Source organism: Mesorhizobium loti (genome assembly GCA_014189435.1).
Taxonomy (GTDB): Bacteria; Pseudomonadota; Alphaproteobacteria; order Rhizobiales; family Rhizobiaceae; genus Mesorhizobium; species Mesorhizobium loti_G.
Genome location: CP050293.1, coordinates 5476010 through 5494141 on the forward strand (window position 1 = coordinate 5476010; position 18132 = coordinate 5494141).

Annotated in this window: 20 protein-coding genes; 14 read left to right on the forward strand and 6 right to left on the reverse strand. The window is 60.8% G+C overall.

Annotation, left to right across the window (positions count from 1 at the left end; all coding sequences use genetic code 11):
* The first annotated feature begins 10 nt into the window (after positions 1 to 10).
* The 7 genes from murJ to HB777_26225 all read left to right on the forward strand — a co-directional run bounded on the left by murJ (position 11) and on the right by HB777_26225 (position 6437).
* Entirely contained in the window at positions 11 to 1624 is a 1614-nt protein-coding gene (murJ, locus tag HB777_26195) for a murein biosynthesis integral membrane protein MurJ (GenBank protein QND67071.1), read from the forward strand.
* Positions 1625 to 1727: 103 nt separating this feature from the next.
* Complete coding sequence (locus tag HB777_26200; GenBank protein QND67072.1) at positions 1728 to 2258, forward strand: polysaccharide biosynthesis protein; 531 nt, start codon at positions 1728 to 1730, stop codon at positions 2256 to 2258.
* Between the two features lie 2 nt (positions 2259 to 2260).
* Positions 2261 to 3565, forward strand: a complete 1305-nt coding sequence (locus HB777_26205; GenBank protein QND67073.1) for a glycosyltransferase family 2 protein — start codon at positions 2261 to 2263, stop codon at positions 3563 to 3565.
* 96 nt (positions 3566 to 3661) lie between these two features.
* Complete coding sequence (gene trpS / locus HB777_26210) at positions 3662 to 4729, forward strand: tryptophan--tRNA ligase (GenBank protein ID QND67074.1); 1068 nt, start codon at positions 3662 to 3664, stop codon at positions 4727 to 4729.
* Positions 4730 to 4834: 105 nt separating this feature from the next.
* The gene (locus HB777_26215) at positions 4835 to 5326 is read left to right on the forward strand and encodes a universal stress protein (GenBank protein QND67075.1); all 492 of its coding nucleotides are present in this window, start codon (positions 4835 to 4837) and stop codon (positions 5324 to 5326) included.
* Between the two features lie 143 nt (positions 5327 to 5469).
* Positions 5470 to 6039, forward strand: coding sequence for a NifU family protein (locus HB777_26220; GenBank protein ID QND67076.1), 570 nt, complete (start codon positions 5470 to 5472; stop codon positions 6037 to 6039).
* A 71-nt stretch (positions 6040 to 6110) separates the two neighbouring features.
* On the forward strand, positions 6111 to 6437 hold the full coding sequence (locus HB777_26225; protein ID QND67077.1) for an NIPSNAP family protein: 327 nt from the start codon (positions 6111 to 6113) through the stop codon (positions 6435 to 6437).
* 165 nt (positions 6438 to 6602) lie between these two features.
* Here HB777_26225 and HB777_26230 read toward each other — a convergent pair whose 3' ends face one another.
* Positions 6603 to 7220: a L,D-transpeptidase gene (locus tag HB777_26230; GenBank protein QND67078.1), complete on the reverse strand. Its 618-nt coding sequence runs from the start codon at positions 7218 to 7220 to the stop codon at positions 6603 to 6605.
* Between the two features lie 227 nt (positions 7221 to 7447).
* On the opposite strand from HB777_26230, the gene cueR reads away from it, so the two are divergent.
* Complete coding sequence (cueR, locus tag HB777_26235; protein ID QND67079.1) at positions 7448 to 7867, forward strand: Cu(I)-responsive transcriptional regulator; 420 nt, start codon at positions 7448 to 7450, stop codon at positions 7865 to 7867.
* Between the two features lie 366 nt (positions 7868 to 8233).
* Here the strand turns inward: cueR and HB777_26240 are convergent, their stop codons facing one another.
* Positions 8234 to 8509 carry a hypothetical protein gene (locus tag HB777_26240; GenBank protein ID QND67080.1) on the reverse strand — a complete coding sequence of 92 codons (276 nt, stop codon included), beginning with the start codon at positions 8507 to 8509 and terminating at the stop codon, positions 8234 to 8236.
* A 513-nt stretch (positions 8510 to 9022) separates the two neighbouring features.
* On the opposite strand from HB777_26240, the gene HB777_26245 reads away from it, so the two are divergent.
* Positions 9023 to 9355 carry a QacE family quaternary ammonium compound efflux SMR transporter gene (locus HB777_26245; GenBank protein QND68907.1) on the forward strand — a complete coding sequence of 111 codons (333 nt, stop codon included), beginning with the start codon at positions 9023 to 9025 and terminating at the stop codon, positions 9353 to 9355.
* Between the two features lie 877 nt (positions 9356 to 10232).
* Here the strand turns inward: HB777_26245 and HB777_26250 are convergent.
* Complete coding sequence (locus tag HB777_26250) at positions 10233 to 10436, reverse strand: hypothetical protein (protein ID QND67081.1); 204 nt, start codon at positions 10434 to 10436, stop codon at positions 10233 to 10235.
* Between the two features lie 829 nt (positions 10437 to 11265).
* Here HB777_26250 and HB777_26255 point away from each other — a divergent pair.
* The 5 genes from HB777_26255 to HB777_26275 all read left to right on the forward strand — a co-directional run bounded on the left by HB777_26255 (position 11266) and on the right by HB777_26275 (position 14610).
* Entirely contained in the window at positions 11266 to 12237 is a 972-nt protein-coding gene (locus HB777_26255; protein QND67082.1) for an IS1595 family transposase, read from the forward strand.
* Positions 12238 to 12403: 166 nt separating this feature from the next.
* Positions 12404 to 12976, forward strand: coding sequence for a hypothetical protein (locus tag HB777_26260; protein QND67083.1), 573 nt, complete (start codon positions 12404 to 12406; stop codon positions 12974 to 12976).
* 173 nt (positions 12977 to 13149) lie between these two features.
* Positions 13150 to 13323, forward strand: coding sequence for a hypothetical protein (locus HB777_26265; protein ID QND67084.1), 174 nt, complete (start codon positions 13150 to 13152; stop codon positions 13321 to 13323).
* Positions 13324 to 13448: 125 nt separating this feature from the next.
* Positions 13449 to 13880 (forward strand): hypothetical protein, encoded by a 432-nt coding sequence (locus tag HB777_26270; protein QND67085.1) that lies wholly within the window; start codon positions 13449 to 13451, stop codon positions 13878 to 13880.
* A gap of 229 nt (positions 13881 to 14109) precedes the next feature.
* On the forward strand, positions 14110 to 14610 hold the full coding sequence (locus tag HB777_26275) for an MmcB family DNA repair protein (protein QND67086.1): 501 nt from the start codon (positions 14110 to 14112) through the stop codon (positions 14608 to 14610).
* Positions 14611 to 14619: 9 nt separating this feature from the next.
* Here the strand turns inward: HB777_26275 and nhaA are convergent, their stop codons facing one another.
* The 3 genes from nhaA to HB777_26290 all read right to left on the reverse strand — a co-directional run bounded on the left by nhaA (position 14620) and on the right by HB777_26290 (position 18112).
* On the reverse strand, positions 14620 to 15816 hold the full coding sequence (gene nhaA, locus HB777_26280; GenBank protein ID QND67087.1) for a Na+/H+ antiporter NhaA: 1197 nt from the start codon (positions 15814 to 15816) through the stop codon (positions 14620 to 14622).
* A gap of 315 nt (positions 15817 to 16131) precedes the next feature.
* Positions 16132 to 16668: an ActR/PrrA/RegA family redox response regulator transcription factor gene (locus HB777_26285; GenBank protein ID QND68908.1), complete on the reverse strand. Its 537-nt coding sequence runs from the start codon at positions 16666 to 16668 to the stop codon at positions 16132 to 16134.
* A gap of 112 nt (positions 16669 to 16780) precedes the next feature.
* Positions 16781 to 18112, reverse strand: a complete 1332-nt coding sequence (locus HB777_26290; protein QND67088.1) for an ActS/PrrB/RegB family redox-sensitive histidine kinase — start codon at positions 18110 to 18112, stop codon at positions 16781 to 16783.
* Positions 18113 to 18132: the final 20 nt, after the last annotated feature.

The window sequence follows — 18132 nt, forward strand, 5'->3', positions numbered from 1 at the left end:
CTCCAAACGCATGAGCCTCGTCAAGAAATTCGCAACGGTTGCTTCCGGCACGCTGATGAGCCGCGCGCTTGGTTTCGGCCGCGAGATGCTGATGGCGGCCGCACTCGGCACCGGACCGGTCGCCGACGCCTTCAACGCCGCCTTCCAGTTTCCCAACACCTTTCGCCGGCTGTTCGCCGAGGGCGCCTTCAACGCCGCTTTCGTGCCGCTGTTCGCCAAGGAGATCGAGACCCACGGCACCGACGGCGCCAAGCGCTTCTCAGAGGAAGTGTTCGGCGTGCTGTTCACGGCGCTGCTGGCGCTGACCATCGTCATGGAACTGTCGATGCCGCTGATCGTGCGCTATTTGGTGGCGCCGGGGTTTGCCAGCACGCCGGGAAAATTCGACACCACGGTGACGCTGGCGACGATCATGTTCCCCTATCTGATCTGCATGTCGCTAGGCGCCATGATGGCGGGCATGCTGAATTCGCTGCGCCGCTACTTTGCCGCCGCGGTGGCGCCGGTGTTCCTCAACATCATCCTGATCGGCGTGCTCGCCTATGCATGGTACAAGGGCTCCGACGCCCTTGCAGTCGGCTACGCGCTGTCCTGGGGCGTGCTTGCCGCCGGACTGGTGCAGCTGGCGATCGTCTGGGTGGCGGTGCGCCATGCCGGCATCTCGATCGGCTTCCGCCGCCCGAAAATGACGCCCGCGGTCAAGCGGCTGTTGATCCTGGCGCTGCCGGCGGCAATCACCGGCGGCATCACCCAGATCAACCAGCTTATCGGTACGGCAATCGCCTCGGCGCAGAACAGCGCGGTGTCCTCGCTCGCCTATGCCGACCGCATCTACCAGCTGCCGCTCGGCGTGGTCGGCGTGGCGGTGGCGATCGTGCTGTTGCCCGAACTGTCGCGGGCGCTGAAGTCGGGCAATCTGATCGAGGCGGCCAATCTGCAGAACCGCTCGGTCGAATTCACGCTGTTCCTGACGCTGCCGGCAGCCGCGGCACTCTGGGTGATGTCGGAGCCGATCGTTCGGCTGGTCTATGAGCGTGGCGCGTTCGCCGCCAACGGCTCGACGCCGACAGTGGCGGCGATCCTGGCGATCTTCGGCCTCGGCCTGCCCGCCTTCGTGCTGATCAAGGCGTTCACCCCAGGCTATTTCGCCCGCGAGGACACGCGCACGCCGATGATGTTTGCCGCCATCTCGGTGGCGGTGAACGTCACCACGGCACTGACACTGTTTCCACGGATGGGCGCGCCCGGCATTGCGGTGGCCTCGGCCGTCGCCGGCTGGGTCAACGCGGTGATGCTGCTCGGCGTCTTGATCCGGCGCGGCCATTGGGGCCGCGACGTGCCGCTGATGAAACGCATTCCACGGCTGGTGCTGTCGGCGGTGGTGATGGGCGCGGCACTCTATTTTGCCGAACACTGGTTCACCGTCAGGCTAGGACCCGGCTCGCCGCTGGTGGTCAAGGCGACGACGCTGCTGTCGCTGGTTGCCGGCGGAGCGCTGCTTTATTTCATCACCGCGTTTGCCACCGGCGGCGCGGATTTCGGCATGATCAGGCGCAACGTCAAACGGGGCACGCCGAAAGCGTCCCCTCCGCAGCCGGACCCAACTGACGGGCCAGGTGATTGAGTCGCCAAGAGGCATTGCCTTTGGCATCGGCTGGATAGAAACCGGAAGCAAGGTCACCGATTTGCGGATTGGTTCCGGAAGTCCGAAGGCTGGAAGGGTTGGGATGGAAAATTTGTCGCTTGCAGATTTCGTTGACGACGAGCCTTGGCGAGACGAGCTTCCCTTCCTGGAGGACGTTTCGGTCGAGAAACCGATTGCGGGCGTACGGACGCAACGCCTGATCACACGCGCAGACAAGCGTGGCGACCTTACGGTTCTCCTATCGGCACTGCGAGAGCCCGTCACCGCGCCGCCGCATGTCTATCTGGTGTCGGCCGAGCCGGGTTCGATCAGGGCTTGGGTCTACCACAGGCGACAGTTCGACCGGCTCGCCTATACGAATGGCGACATCCGGGTTGTTCTCTACGATTTGCGCGAGGATAGCCCGACATACCGAACGCTCGACATTCTCGACGTCGGCGCCGCGAACAAGATCCTGCTGACCATTCCGCCCTTTGTCGTCCATGGGGTTCAAAACAGGGGCAAGAGCACGGCGACATTCGTCAACATGCCAACCAATGCCTACGACCCCGAAAATCCGGACAAGTCACGAATACGCTTCGATCACCCGGGCATCCCTTATCGATTCGTCTGACCATGCCGATGTTTTCCGTCGTCATGGCCACCTACAATCGCGGCAGGCACATCCTTCCGTCGATACAGTCGGTATTGCATCAAAGCTGTCAGGACTTCGAACTGCTGGTCGTGGGTGACTGTTGCACCGACGATACGGCCGATTTTGTGCGGGCGCTGGCATCGCCTCAAATCCGCTGGCTGAACCTGCCGGAGCGAGGCGGCAGCCAGTCCTTCCCCAATAATGCCGGCATCGAGCTTTCGCACGGGCAATACATTGCCTATCTCGGCCATGACGACGTCTGGGCGCCAGACCATCTTCAGGCGCTTGCTGACCTTTTCGGGCGCGACCCGCGGGCGGATTTTGCCGTGAGCGGGGCGATCTTCCATGGCCCCAGGGCAAGCAATTTCCGGCTGGTGAGCGGGATCTTCAGCGAGGAGAGCGCCGCTCTCACACATTTCTTTCCGCCTTCGAGTTTTGGCCATCGACGCGACGTGACCGATCGAATTGGCAAATGGCGCGATCCAAAAGAGATCGCTCCACCGGTCGACGCGGACTTCCTGCTGCGCGCGGCAAAGTCAGGCATGAATTTTGTCTCGACACAGCGCATCACCGTGCAGAAGTTCGCGGCCGGCCACCGCTACCTGAGTTATCTCAGCCACACTTCGGACGAGCAGGAACGGATGGTCGCACGAATGCAGCGGGCCGGATATGAGGGCTATGTGGCGTCCGAACTGACCAGGGCAAAGGCGGCCAATGCTTTCATGACCGTCGGCTATCCGGATTTCGAGCAGTATGAAAATGGTCAGCTTGCGACCCAAAATGCGACGAACAAAGGCATCGTCCGCCCTGACCTGCGCGGTCTCAGGCAGTACGAGGTGATCAAGCAGGACAATGCATCAAAAGCCCTCGACTGGTGTCCGTTTGAAGCCAGCACCGACCGTATGCGCTGGGTCGGATGGAATCCGCGCCCCAAGCTGCTCGTGCCATTCAAATATTCCGGCAAGGCGCGAATTCGTCTCGATATCTGGCACCCATACCGCGAAGCACTGACCACGCTCAAACTGTCCGCGAATGGCCGCCCGATTGTGACGGATATGTCGGAGGCGCGCCAGGAGGGTTATCTCTGGAACGCGCAGGCGACCTTTGAAACGGCGCTACGCAGAAATGACCATACCATCCTGGAGCTTCATCTCAACAGACTGCAGCGTCCCGCCGGAAAACGCACCGGCATCGGCATGGCGGACATCGAGGTAACGCCGCTGGGGTGGCGTAGCGTTGTTGCAAAGCACGCGCAGTTCATCGCCAAGTTTCGTTCAGGCCGCTGACACCTCTTGCCGGTTTTTGCATGTTCGTCCATAAGCGCGCCGTCGAAAGACTTTCGCCGCGCGCGAAACGGCCCTCCACAAGCCATGAGGACAATCATGACCGCCTTCAAGCCACTCGTCTTTTCCGGTGTCCAGCCGACCGGCAATCTGCACCTCGGCAACTATCTCGGCGCCATCAAGAAATTCGTCGCCCTGCAGGACACCTCCGACTGCATCTATTGCGTCGTCGACCTGCATTCGCTGACGGCACAACTCGTCTATGAAGACCTCGCCGACCAGACGCGGTCGATCACCGCGGCGTTCCTGGCTTCGGGCATCGACCCGAAGAAGCACATCGTCTTCAACCAGTCGCGCGTCATGCAGCATGCGGAGCTCGCCTGGATCTTCAATTGCGTGGCGCGCATCGGCTGGATGAACCGCATGACGCAGTTCAAGGACAAGGCCGGCAAGGACCGTGAGAACGCGTCGCTCGGCCTGCTAGCCTATCCTTCCCTGATGGCTGCCGACATTCTGCTCTATCGTGCCACCCATGTGCCCGTGGGTGAGGATCAGAAGCAGCATCTGGAACTGACCCGCGACATTGCGCAGAAGTTCAACAACGACTTCTCCGACCGCATCGCCGCCCTTGGCGTCGGCGTCGAGATGCAGGTCGGTGAAGAGACCGTGAACGGCTATTTCCCGCTGACCGAACCGGTCATCGGCGGGCCGGCGGCGCGCATCATGTCGTTGCGCGACGGTTCCAAGAAGATGTCGAAGTCGGACCCGTCGGATCTGTCGCGCATCAACCTGACAGACGATGCCGATGCCATCTCGAAGAAAATCCGCAAGGCCAAGACCGACCCGGAAGCGCTGCCGAGCGAGTTGGACGGCCTGGCCAACCGGCCCGAGGCGGAAAACCTGGTCGGCATCTATGCGGGTCTCGCCGAGATGTCGAAGGCGGATGTGCTCAAGGAATTCGCCGGCCAGCAGTTTTCGGTATTCAAGCCAGCGCTGGCCGACCTTGCGGTGGAAAAGCTGGCGCCGATCGCCAGCGAGATGCGCCGCATTTCCGACGACCGTGCCTATGTCGACGCGGTGCTCAAGGACGGTGGCGAACGTGCCGGCGTGCTCGCCGAAGCGACGATGAAGACGGTGCGCGACATCATCGGGCTGCTGCAGGGCTGATCCCAGCGTCGGGTGCACTGCACCAACACAGGTACAAGGCCGGCGGCTTGCCGCCGGTCCGCTGCAGTGGCAGATTGCGGCCGATAAAGCATCGAGTAGATAGACATGGTCTCCAAACGCCTCAGCCGCGAAGCCGGCCATCGCCGCAAGTTCCTGGCGATCATCGACGACACGCCGGAGTGCGAGCGCGCCGTCGCCTACGCCTCGAAGCGGGCGCAGAGCACCAGCGGCACGCTGGTGCTGCTCTATGTCATCGAGCCGGACGATTTCCAGCACTGGCTGGGTGTCGAGAAGATCATGCGCGAGGAGGCGACCGCCACTGCGCGCGCAGCACTCGACACCTATGCCAACAAGGTACGCCAGAAGCTTGGCATCGAGCCGGAGATGGTGGTGCGCGAAGGCAAGCCGACGGAAGAGATCCACAAGCTGATCGAAGAAGACCAGGACATCGCCATCCTGGTGCTGGCCGCCGGTGCCGGCAAGGAAGGCCCGGGGCCGCTGGTCGGCGCTGTCGCCGGCAAGGGTGCCGCCTTCCCGATCCCGGTGACCGTCGTGCCGCAGAACCTGTCGGACGAGGAGATCGACAGCCTCGCATGAGGTTGCTTCGAGCGCGTCCTAGGCGCGCAAAAACATTCCGCCAGCCAGCCATTCCGGCGATGCGTTTCGCTTGAATGTCCAGCCAATTGAGCCTATTTAGAATTATTCCAAACTAGCTGCCCGAAATGGGCACGGAGATGGCCATGTTCATCCAGACCGAATCGACGCCAAACCCGGCGACGCTGAAATTCCTGCCCGGCAAGGAAGTGCTTCTGGAAGGCACCGCCGATTTCCGCGATGCCGACGGCGCCGCTGTTGCCTCGCCGCTGGCTGGCCGGCTGTTCGAGATTCCCGGCGTCACCGGTGTTTTCTTCGGCTATGACTTCATCACCGTGACCAAGGACGGCCCCGACTGGCAGCATCTGAAGCCGGCGATCCTCGGCGCCATCATGGAACATTTCATGTCCGGCGCGCCAGTCATGGCCAAGGCCGGCCCGGCCGCCGAGACCAGCCAGACCGGCGAGTTCTATGACAAGGCCGACGAGGAACTGGTCATCACCATCAAGGAACTGCTCGATACGCGGGTGCGCCCGGCGGTCGCCCAGGATGGCGGCGACATCACCTTCCGCGGCTTTGAGAACGGCACGGTGTTCCTGCACATGAAAGGCGCCTGCGCCGGCTGCCCGTCATCGACGGCAACGCTGAAGCACGGCATCCAGAATCTTCTGCGCCACTTCGTGCCGGAAGTGCAGCAGGTCGAACAGGTCTCCTGACGCCCCTTTGATAATTCTACATCTGGTCCGATTTTCTTCGCTTCCGGCGCATCGATCAGAAGGAACTCCAAATGATCTACGAACTTCGGGTGTACCGGGCTTTGCCGGGACGCCTGCCGGCGCTTCTTGATCGCTTCGACAAGATCACCCTCAAATTGTGGGAAAAGCACGGTATCCGCCAAGCGGGTTTCTTTACCACACTGATCGGTGCTTCGAACAACGAACTGACCTATATGCTGGCATGGGAATCGCTGGCCGAACGCGAAGAGCGCTGGACGGCGTTCGTGAAGGACCCTGCCTGGACGCAGGCGCGGGAAGATTCCGAGCGTGATGGCCAGATCACCGAGACAATCACCAACCAAATTTTGGCTCCCACCTCGTTCTCGGAGGTGTCCTGACCGCCGAGCAGGCGTCGCATCGCGCAAAAAAACAAAAAACCGGGCCAAATTGCCCGGTTTTCTGTTTGGGACGTCCGTTGTTGCCTAGACGGTCCGCGTACGAAAGCTGCCTCTATCTGATCATGATTTTCCCGAGAACCGGTACCGGTTTCTCGGCATCATGATCTAAAGAACAATGACCTTGGCGCCGACCGAGGCGCGGTCATAGAGGTCGATAATGTCCTGATTCATCAGGCGGATGCAGCCTGACGACATTGCCTTGCCGATCGAATTCCATTCCGGGCTGCCATGCAGGCGATAACCCGAATCGCCGCCCTTGTTGAACAGGTACATGGCGCGCGCGCCGAGCGGGTTCTTCAGGCCCGGCTCCATGCCGCCGGCAAACTTTTCCAGTTCGGGCTGGCGCTGGATCATCTGCCTCGGCGGCGTCCAGGTCGGCCATTCGCGCTTCAGCGCGATATGGGCGGTGCCGTGCCACTCGAAACCCTCGCGACCGACGCCGATGCCGTAGCGAATTGCCCTGCCGTCACCCTCGACGAAGTAGAGAAACTTGTTCTGCGTATCGACGATGATGGTGCCCGGCTTTTCCGGGCTGTCGTAGTTCACTTCCTGCCGATGATACTTCATCGGCACCTTCTCGATCGGGATGCGCGGCAGCTGGTAACCAGCGTCGGTGACCGAGCCGTAGTCGTTGGAGAATATCTGCGAGCCGATGGTGCTGCAACCAGCGATAGCAGTGGAAAGCGCCAGTGCGGCGGCGATTGCAAACGACTTCATGCGCATCAGGTGATCCGGTGCCCCGCCCCAACTTCGGCGGCACGAGTCGGCCGCTTTCTAGCCGTCATTCATGCTGGCATTTGCTTTGCTTGCCAAGCGCGCGATGCCTATATGCCTGACTTGACGTGCCGGTAAGCGTATCACTATGGCATTTTGGCAACAGCCCTCACAGGATTGTGAAGCAAATTCAAGGGGCCTGAATCATGGGCTCCTGGAAATAGAGGAGAACCGTCATGAATGTCGGTGACGCCGCCCACCGCTCCGGCCTGCCGGCCAAGACCATCCGCTACTATGAAGAGATCGGCCTGATCGCCCCGGCGCGCGCCGCCAACGGCTACCGCGATTATTCCGGAGATGACATCCACCGGCTGGCCTTTCTGCGTCGCGCCCGCAATCTCGGCTTTTCCATCGACGATTGCCGCCAGCTGATGGCGCTCTACCAGGATCGCAGCCGCGCCAGCCACGACGTGCGCGAGATCGCCGCCGCCCATGTCACGGCGATCGAGGAGAAGGTGCGCGAGCTGCAGTCGATGCGCTTGACCCTGCAGAAACTGATCCATGCCTGCCATGGCGACGAAAGGCCGGATTGTCCGATCCTTGATGACATGGCAGGCGCCATGTTCGACGACAAGGCCGCTTCAGCGAGACCCTAGGAAACGGCTGAAAACCGGCCGTCCGCAACGAACGATCCGTCAAAGGGACAGCGCCTCCAACAAGGCAATTATGGGCCGTCGACCGTGCTTTCCACCAGTCGCGGCGTGGACTTGTCGAGGTCCGCGGCTTCGGTCAAACGGGCAGCCTGAAACGCACATGATGGCCGTAACCGTCGTGAGCTTTTCGCGCTTCACCAGCGTCGGACGCTCATGAGTCTTCTTCATGAGATGCCCCGCAATGCCCAGGAGAGTGGTGCATTTGGGCGCTGGGATTGTCAGGCAGGCGCCAAATAGGCCCGTCATCGCCAGCATGGCAGGTCGATTGACACAATTTTCTTCGGCATCTAGGCGCGTCAATCTGCCGCTCTATGTCTTCCTTGTCGCGATGATCAACGATGGAGGTTTGGCATGGATCGGCGATTGTTTCTGACTGGAATGCTTGGGCTGGCAGGGGCTGCGACCGTGGTCGCCATCGCGCGTCCTGCCACTGCATTGGCCGGCATCCCGAATACGGGACCCGGCATTCTCGATGAACTCGACAAACCGTCCGACGCCATCCTTGACCAGGATGGCCCTGATGGCCAAGGCGGCATCGAGTTCGTGCGGCATCGCAGGTGGCACCACCGCGGCCGCCGTCGCCATTGGAGACGGGTTTGCCGTCGCTACTGGCGCCACGGTTACTGGCGCCGCAGGTGTTTCCGCAGATCTTTCTGGATCCGCTTCTGACGACAGCCGGCAACGTGAGAGCCTCGACATCTGCCGGGGCCTTAGTTGTTGTTGTTGGCAAGAATTCCAACCAGAAAAGGCCCGCCACCCTCGGGTAGCGGGCAATTCTGGAGTGCCAGGGGATCAACCCAGCATGGGATCAACGAGCGGGCCATGGGTTGGTTGCAAACGGCACACGGGACTCGACTGGAAGGGAGCGGCCCGGTAGCCTTTCCTTTGGGTGGACCGCTACCGGGCCTGACCGGAGCGGGGTGTGATGGGGGAGCTCCGGCTGCCTCCCAAAATACCACTTTATATTCGCTATAGCTAATTTAATGAAAGCGGCCATGCACCACCTGCAGCTGGCCAGCGCCCATCACGGGAAAGTGAACGTGACGTCGCTGTAGAGTTCTGATCATTGGATGCCTCCCATCAAAGGAGGTTTCTCTCATTTCCGCTTATGCCATTCTTGCTTTGGCCATTATCGGTGAGGTCGTCGCAACGAGCGCTATGAAAGCCTCAGAGGGCTTCACCCGGCTTGGCCCGTCGATATTGGTGCTGCTCGGTTACGCAGCGGCATTTTTCTTTCTATCCCAAGTCCTGGATCGGATACCGGTCGGCGTCGCCTATGCAGTATGGGCGGGCGGCGGCATTGTTCTGGTCGCGTTGGTCGCCTGGATTGTCTATGGGCAAAGACCCGACCTGGCAGGCTTCGTCGGCATGGGCCTGATCCTGGCTGGCGTATTGGTTCTAAACCTGCTGTCCAAAACGAGCGCCCATTAATTTGGGCCGGGTTTGTCAGGTGCGCGTTACCCGGTCAGGCCGACCGTTGGCGCAAGAGCGTCGGGAAGCGGCGGCGGCGTTTGTGGCCGCTGCAGTGCCTGTTCGCGCTGGTGATGGTGTCTCTGGCCGCGCTGGCCACGGCAAGTCCAGGCAGCGTCGAAGCCGTCGCGGATCCTGCCCACCGGTTGGCTGGGCGGCAAGTCCAGTGGCGCATCCGGCACGAGCAACATCAAAGGCAATATCAGCATCAACACCGGGGAGCACATTTACCATGCCCCCGGCCAGGAGCATTACTGGGAGACGAGGATAAGCCCGCACTATGGTGAGCGCCGGTTTTGCTCGGAGGCGGAAGCACGCGTCGCGGGCTGGCGCAGGGCAAGGCGATAGGTCATTACGTTACGGCAACCAATATATGCCGATTGACTAAAATGAGGAACGTCCAACAAACATATGTGGAACTTTTGCAGTCCTCCCAGACCTTTGCGTGTGGAGTGCAAGACTTTGGTCCTGCCGTCTCATATTTTGGAGCGGAAGTTACGGCACCACACAAGGCTGGCTTCCACGCGCTCAAGGCCGTCCGCCTTCTACAGCTGGGTAAGGACTTCAGTCTTAATTGATCAATCTCTAATGTATCTATAGCTTAGGCAATGCGGGGGGGGACGATCCCAGTCGCCAAAAAGCCTAATCCCGCGATGGCCGGGCCCACTTAACCCTTGGCACAACTGAGCACTGGCCATCCTTTTAGGCATATTTTTGAGATTGGCTGGCATAACGGACGTCCAATGGACACTCGCCGAACCAAATCGACAACATCAGACCTTGGCTGGCGACGCGAAAGACTTTGGTCCTTGGAACGGAAGTTAATCGGCGCGACACATCAAGTCGATTTGCGCTGACGATCTCTTTGTTTTTCGAGGAACTGCTTGGCGTGTTCCGCCCAATCAGCCGCCGTGATCTTGTGTTCCTGAACGGACTTTCTGAACGCCTTGCGCAGAGCGTCAAGGTCAAAGGCCCACATTTGTTCGCCTTCGGCGCTGCTCGATTTTGCGTCGCTCGTTCCCATGGAAACAACGGTATGCACCGCAAGTTCAATCTTTCAAGGGATCAATACCTGACTTCTTTTGGGTATATCCGGGTATATCGAATGTGCAATCGGATGGACAGCGTCGATAGGCCAATTGCGCAATTGCTAATATGCCCATAGATTAAGCAGCGCGGGGGAATGCTCCCGTAGTGGCCGGTGTGGTCCGTTGCCCCCACGGTGGAGCCCCCACTGCACCGGCCATTCCTCTATGGCTGGGAAGCGCCCATCGAAGACCCCCTAGCGGCCCCTCTCGATTGAACTCGTGCCCTTGGGCGCGAAGAAACACCTCCATCTGTATCTCTGGTAGGCCTCGAACTTCATATGGGGGATGATCGTCCGATAGAACGTCATCAAATGCTCACAGAGATGGTAGCGGTCATCGGGGGAGGCTTGGGTACGCTCTCTAGGGATAAACCACTCCGGCTCTTGGGGCTCATTCATATATGCCGGGCGAGGCACCCTGACGTAATAGCCGTCTTTCGTCTCCCTGACCTCGCGAGGGTCTATCGGATGGCAATCTTTGTTGCCGCAGCAATCAGATTGCATAACCGGGTCTTTTTTGCCGGTGTACCAATCGTGGGCATCCGCGTTGCCAGATAAGACAAGGCACGCCAGCGCGATCCGTCTTCGTGGCAGTCCCATGACGGCCCCCTCGCATTTCCACAGAGTATACATTAGCGATGTCTAATTGTCAGTGGAGCGCTCGTCCTGAAACAGGCCGGCCTGTCCTGAGGGTTTGTCAAATATACAATCGCCCGCATAAGGGCGATTACCCGTTTGACAAACCAAACGGATTATGCGATAACGATTCCAAGGAGTTATCGCGATGTCAGTTCTGTCCCGCCCCGAGTTCCATGACGAAGCCAAGGCTTTCGAACATGTCGAGGGCATTCTTTGGCCGAATGGTCCGGTCTGCCCCAAGTGCAAGTCCAACGAGCGCCACTATGCTTTGAAGGGCGTTCGTTCCAAGGCTTCCAAAAAGAACCCGAACGGCGTCGAGCGCCACGGTCTGTACAAGTGCTCGAACTCAAAATGCCGTTCGCAGTTCACCGTCCGCATGGGCACCATTTTCGAGGAAAGCCACATGCCGCTGCACAAGTGGCTGCAGGTGATACACCTCATGTGCGCATCGAAGAAGGGCATCAGCGCGCATCAGATCCACCGGATACTGGAATGCAAGTATGACACCGCCTGGTTTCTTTGCCATCGCGTTCGCTTCGCTATGGCATCAGGCAGCCTTTCGCCCATGGGCGGCCCGGGAAAAACCGTCGAGGCCGATGAGACCTACATCGGACGTTTAGCCGGCACGGAAGTCCGTCGCGGCGGCGGCGCCCACAAGAACACCGTCCTTACGCTGGTCGAGCGCGGCGGCATCGCCCGCTCGTTCCACATCGACAGCGCCAAGGTAAAGACTGTCATGCCAATCGTTCGCGCCAACATCGCGAAAGAGACTGCGATGATGACCGACGAGTGGGGCGGCTACCGCTATCTAAGCGGCGAGTTCGCATCGCACGATACGGTTGTGCATTCCAAGGACGAATACGTCCGCTACGAAGGCGAAAAGACCATCCACACGAACACCGTGGAAGGCTTCTACAGTATCTTTAAGCGCGGCATGAAAGGCGTCTACCAGCATTGCGCGGAACACCACTTGCACCGCTACCTTGCCGAATTTGACTTCCGCTACAGCAACCGCGTTGCCCTTGGCGTCGATGATGGCGTGCGCGCGGTGAAGGCTCTCCTTGGCGTGAAGGGCAAGCGCCTTACGTTCCGAGGTCCTGCGCGACGCCCGGCATAACTTCCGCCGTAAGCCTGTCCAGCGCCGTCTTCCGTTCAAGCCGAAGCGCAGGCGGAAATAAAGATATCTGCATGTGTTTCTGAGTGGCAAACAGACAACCTAGGGAAACCGTGTCTGTCTCCAGACAGTGTTTGCGTTTGTCTGGGAATCGCGTTAGTTCTCGCGGATGACCCGTCCATCCCATGCAGTCTCGATTCTCATCGCGGAACGCGGCACCCTCGCGGATCGCATTGAACAGTTGCAGTCCGACCTCAAGGAGGCCAAGGGCAACTTGCGGTCTCTTGACGAAGCCATCGCGCTGCTTACTGGCGCCCCGGCGCCGTCCCTTCGTCCAGATGCTCCTACGCTCAAGGATTTGATCCTAGAGCAACTAGACGGGATCGAAGGCAAGACGCCGCTGGAGATCGCTAACGCCATCTCGGCGGCAGGACGGGACACAAGCAATACCTCTGTCTCATCCATCCTGTCACGCCTTCGCGCAGACGGCTTGGCGGACAAGGACGGAGACAAATGGATTAGGACGCAAGTACCAGATTTCACAAAAGGCTCTGACGCGCCAACGTCAGAGCCTTTTGACGAAACGGGGCCGGAAACTGGTCGGGAGCAGGCCTTACCAACCGGCTCTCCCGAGGGTTCGATTCCCTCCGGCTCCACCCAGAAGTCGCTTCAGGAAAGCATTGCCGATTTGTTGAATTCGGCAAGAGGCCTTCGCCGCGGCGACGATGACACCCCCTTTTAACCCAGCCCGGACAGGCGCAAAGGAAAGGAGAGGCCCATGTGGTCAACCAAGATAATAGATGTATGAGGGCCAAGGCTCTGCATAGCATCTAAGGCTCGGTTGTCCGCTGGCGAGAAAACTCGCCGGCGGCGACATTCATATCTGACTCCCGGAAACCCGTAAAGAGTCGACCCATGGCTAAGGATAAATCTCAGATCGACAAGTTCCTTGAAGCTGCTCGCGCCCTAGAGGATGTGACGGACGAGGACTATGACGATGCCGTCGCAAAAGTCGCCAAGGCGCAGAAGTTGACGGACGAAGAGATAAAGGCCCTCGCCAAACAGGTGCGGAAGAGGCCTTCAGACTGAGATTGCTGGGATTTATCCTCGCAACCCACAGGGATGGGGCATTAGCCGGCGCTTAAGGGCTTGTTGACGCTGCGGAATCTGCGGAGAGTCGAAATCCTCCCCCGATTCGAGAAGGCATCCTCCCCATGGCCTACAAGAACGTTCTTTTGCTCCAGGTATTTCTAAAATTCGAAGCCGAATTGTGCGACCGGGAACTAAAAGCTCTGGCGCGCGCAGTCGGTCCTGTATCCAAGCCGGTGATGCACGACAAGCGGCACATCGGCTATGTCATCATCACCGGCGAAACCGCGCAGGAACTAGTGGATCGTCTCGCCTTTGTGCTCGACGCTGATAACTTCACCGACTATACCGCCGTCCCTGTTCTCGGCAATCCAGCCGGCAAGCATGGCGGCTTCAATAGCCTCGTTACCCGCGTCCGTCTGGCCTATGCTGCTCTCCAGAGCAGTCCAGCCAAGCAGTTTGCCAAGAGTCAAATTCTCGTCGAACAGCGAGGACGCAAAAGCGCACCGGCTGAGATGCGCGTCAAAAGCGACCGAGATCGGCAAACGCCGAAGTAGCCGTATGGTGAAGAACTCGACGCGACCCATGACTACCCCTCTAAGCTAGAGGGGTAGTCTGACTCTTCAACCTTGTGCCGGGAATGCGGCAAAAAGGATCGGCTGTTACTCCAGCCGGCGCCGGCCTGTCGGGCGAAAGAATCGCATTGAATGATTTGGTTTGTCAAATGGGCAATCCCCCGCATAAGACGGGTTCAAACCGTGAACAAAGTCTGGCATGGTGCCTGTCATGCCGATCATCTCCCCTATCCCGATCAACCCTCTCATCGACGGTCGCCAGTCCGAACGCGCCATGCTGGTGCGGCGCGGCGTGCAGCGACTGCTGATGGACATGGGCGCGCATGTGCTGCCCGAACTGTCGCTGGCCACCGGCCGCCGCGCCGACCTCGTGGCGCTGACCCGGCAGGGCGACATCTGGATCATCGAGATCAAATCCTCGATCGAGGATTTTCGGGTCGACCGCAAATGGCCGGACTACCGGCTGCACTCCGACCGCTTCTTCTTCGCCACCCATCCCGGCGTACCCTCCGAGATCTTTCCCGAGGAGTGCGGTTTCATCCTCTCCGACGGCTACGGCGCCGAGATCCTGCGCGATGCGCCCGAGCACCGCATGGCGGCGGCAACGCGCAAGGCGCTGATGCTGCGGATCGCACGGGCCGGAGCCTCTCGGCTGCTGGCGGCGGAACTTGCCGGCGTGTCGGTGCCGGCGCTGGAGGGTGAGAGCGAGTAGGTTTTCGCCCTACTCTTCGCTCTCTTCCAACCCACCAACCGCCGGCGCCATCAACAGCACGGCAGCACCGAGGATGGCGGCGATGAAGGAGCCGGCGAGGATGCCGACCTTGACCGCGTCCTGCAACGCCACGTCACTGGCGAAGGCGAGCAGGCCGATGAACAGGCTCATGGTGAAGCCGATGCCGCACAGCAGCGAGATGCCGATCATGTGCGACCAGCCGGCATTGGCCGGCAGGTCGGCAAGACCGAACCGGATGGCAAGTGCCGAGGAGCCGAACACGCCGACCAGCTTGCCGATAACCAGGCCGGCGGCGACACCCAGCGTCAACGGCTCGATCAGCGCGCCAAAGCTCAGGCCGGCGAGCGAAACGCCGGCATTGGCAAAGCCGAAGATCGGGATGACGACAAAGGGCACTATCTTGTGCAGGCCGTGCTCGAGCCGGTGCAGCGGCGAATGGTCGAGGTCGTGGGCGATCCCGGCGGAGCGTTCGAGCGGAATGGTCAGCGCCAGCGCAACGCCGGCAAGGGTGGCATGGACCCCGGATTTCAGCACCAGAACCCACAGGATCACGCCGAGCACGAGATAGGGAACCAGCGTCATCACCCGCATGCGGTTGAGCACGACGAGCACGGCAATGACGGCAAAGGCAGCACCCAGATAAGCGAGCGACAGGCCGCTGGTGTAGAAGATGGCGATGATGATGACGGCGCCGAGATCGTCGATGATGGCAAGCGCGGTGAGGAAGACCTTCAGCGAGGCCGGCACGCGACTGCCGAGCAGCGACAGCACGCCGAGCGCGAAGGCGATGTCGGTGGCGGTCGGGATCGCCCAGCCGGACAGTGCCGCCGTATTGTTGCGGTTGATCGCGACATAGACGAGCGCGGGCACCAGCATGCCGCCGGCGGCGGCAATGCCGGGCAGGACGCGTCGCGGCCAGGTCGAGAGCTGGCCGTCCAGCACCTCGCGCTTGATCTCCAGCCCAACGAGCAGGAAGAACACAGCCATCAGCCCGTCATTGACCCAGTGCGAGACGCTGAGCGGGCCGAGATAGGCATGGAGCGCGGAAAAGTAGGTTTCGGCGAGCGGCGAATTGGCAACGATCAGCGCCAGGGCGGCGGCTACCATCAGGATAATGCCGCCAGCCGCTTCGCCATCGAGGAATTCGCGGAAGACGGAAACCGGCCGCTGTTTCAAGTCCTGCATGTCGCCTCCGTTAAGCAGCTAATTTCGACTTTGCTGCATTACCCTTTTTACAGGCGTTTGCGCTGCCCCTCACCTGCCTGCCGGCATCCTCTCCCCGTATAGTGACGGGGAGAGGGACGCTGTCATCACCGATTTCGCCAATCACCAACGTCGCAAGAAGGGCGCCGACATGGCGGCCAGCCCCCTTCTCCCCGTCACTATACGGGGAGAAGTGCCCGGCAGGGCGATGAGGGGCGGCGCTGACTTCGATAATTGATGGCCTCCACCACGAATTGGAAAATCGGCCCGAGGCGATTGCCCTGCGTGTCCTGCGATCTAGCGCGGCGCGCGCTTGGCCAGGATCCGCTGCAAGGTGCGGCGATGCATGTTGAGCCGGCGCGCCGTCTCGGAGACATTGCGCTCGCACATTTCATAGACGCGCTGGATATGCTCCCAGCGGACGCGGTCGGCCGACATCGGGTTTTCCGGCGGCGCCGCGCGCTCGCCGGCGGTGCGGGTGAGTGCGGCGAAGATGTCATCGGCGTCGGCGGGCTTGGAGAGATAATCGACAGCACCGAGCTTCACCGCCGTCACCGCGGTGGCGATGTTGCCGTAGCCGGTCAGGATGATGGTGCGGGAATCCTGACGCTTTTCGCGGATGGCCGCGACCACGTCGAGGCCGTTGCCGTCGCCGAGCCGCATGTCCACCACGGCATAGGCGGGCGGATTGGCGCGCGCCTTGGCAACCGCCTCCTCGACGCTCTCGGCCGTCTCGACCACGAAGCCCCTGGTTTCCATGGCGCGGGCCAGGCGCGTGAGGAACGGCTTGTCGTCATCGACGATAAGCAGCGAGGTGTCCTCGCCTTCAACCATTGCGCCAATATTTTCGTCGCCTGTCATAGTCTCAAAATTCCTGCTGCCTTAATTTTACGCAGATATAGTTCCTGAGCCTCATTGTCCAATTTTTAGAGCTGCTTCAAGGCTCTCAGGCGGTGTCGAACATGCTGGCCGAAGTGATTTCCGGATTGAGGAACACACCACGCGGCCACGATATCTGTACCACGGCGCCCTCGCCCAGACCGCTCGAATTGCGAAAATCGAGCGTCGCGCCCGAGCGTTCGAGCAGGGTCTTGGCAATGAACAGGCCGAGCCCCAGGCCGCCGCCGGCTTCATTGCCCTGACGCGTCGACATATAGGGTTCGCCGATACGGTCGATGATCTCGGCCGGAAAGCCGGGCCCGTCATCGATGATCGAGAAGGTCACAGCGGCGTCATCCCAGCTCCAGCGCACGGTGACGCTCTTGCGGGCGAAATCGACGGCATTCTCGACCAGATTGCCGAGGCCGTAGATGACGCCCGGGTTGCGGCGACCGACCGGCTCCGGCCCGATGCGTTCGCCGGGCCGAAGCTTGATCGAGATGCCGAAATCGCGGTGCGGCGCGGTGACCTCCTCGACAAGCGAGGTCAATGGCAGCCGCGAAAGATGCGCCTCGCCCTCGGAGGACAGGCTGGTCAGCCGCTTGAGGATCTCGCGGCAGCGCTCGCTTTGCGAGCGCAACAGCTTCACGTCTTCCCCGTATTTCGGATCCTTGCCGAGCGCCTTTTCCATCTCCTTGGCGACAAGCGCAATGGTGGCAAGCGGCGTACCGAGCTCGTGCGCGGCCGCCGCGGCTAGCCCATCGAGCGCCGAAAGGTGCTGCTCGCGCTGCAGCACCAGCTCGGTGGCGGCAAGCGCATTGGCCAGAAGCCGGGCTTCGGCAGCCACCCGGAAGGCGTATATGGCGGTGAAGGCGATCGAGGACAGCACCGCCATCCATATGCCGGCGACATAGATGAAGGGCATCGCCAGCGGCGCGCCCTCATACCAGGGCAGCGGCAGATGGACAAAGACCAGCAAGGTCGCCGCCGACATCACCAGCCCGCCGAGGATGGCGGTCAGGCGCAGGGGCAGCGATGTCGCCGAAATGACGACAGGCACGGTCATCAGCAGCGAGAACGGGTTGGTGAGGCCGCCGGTCATGTAGAGCAAGCCGGCAAGCTGCAGGCTGTCGAAGATGAGGATGCCAAAGGCCGCGATCGGCGTGAGCCGATGCGCCGCCGGAAACCGGAAGGCGAGGAACAGGTTCATCCAGGCCGAACAGGCGATCAGGGCGAAGCACAGGCTGACCGGCAGCGGAAACTTCAGGCCATAGGCGACGACGAGCACCGCCAGGCTCTGACCGACAATGGCAAGCCAGCGCAGCCGGATCAGCGTGTTGAGGCGCAGTCTCTGGCTCTGCTGGAAATCGGGCGAACGCAAAACGTTGATCATGGCCATGAATTACAGCCGCGAGACGG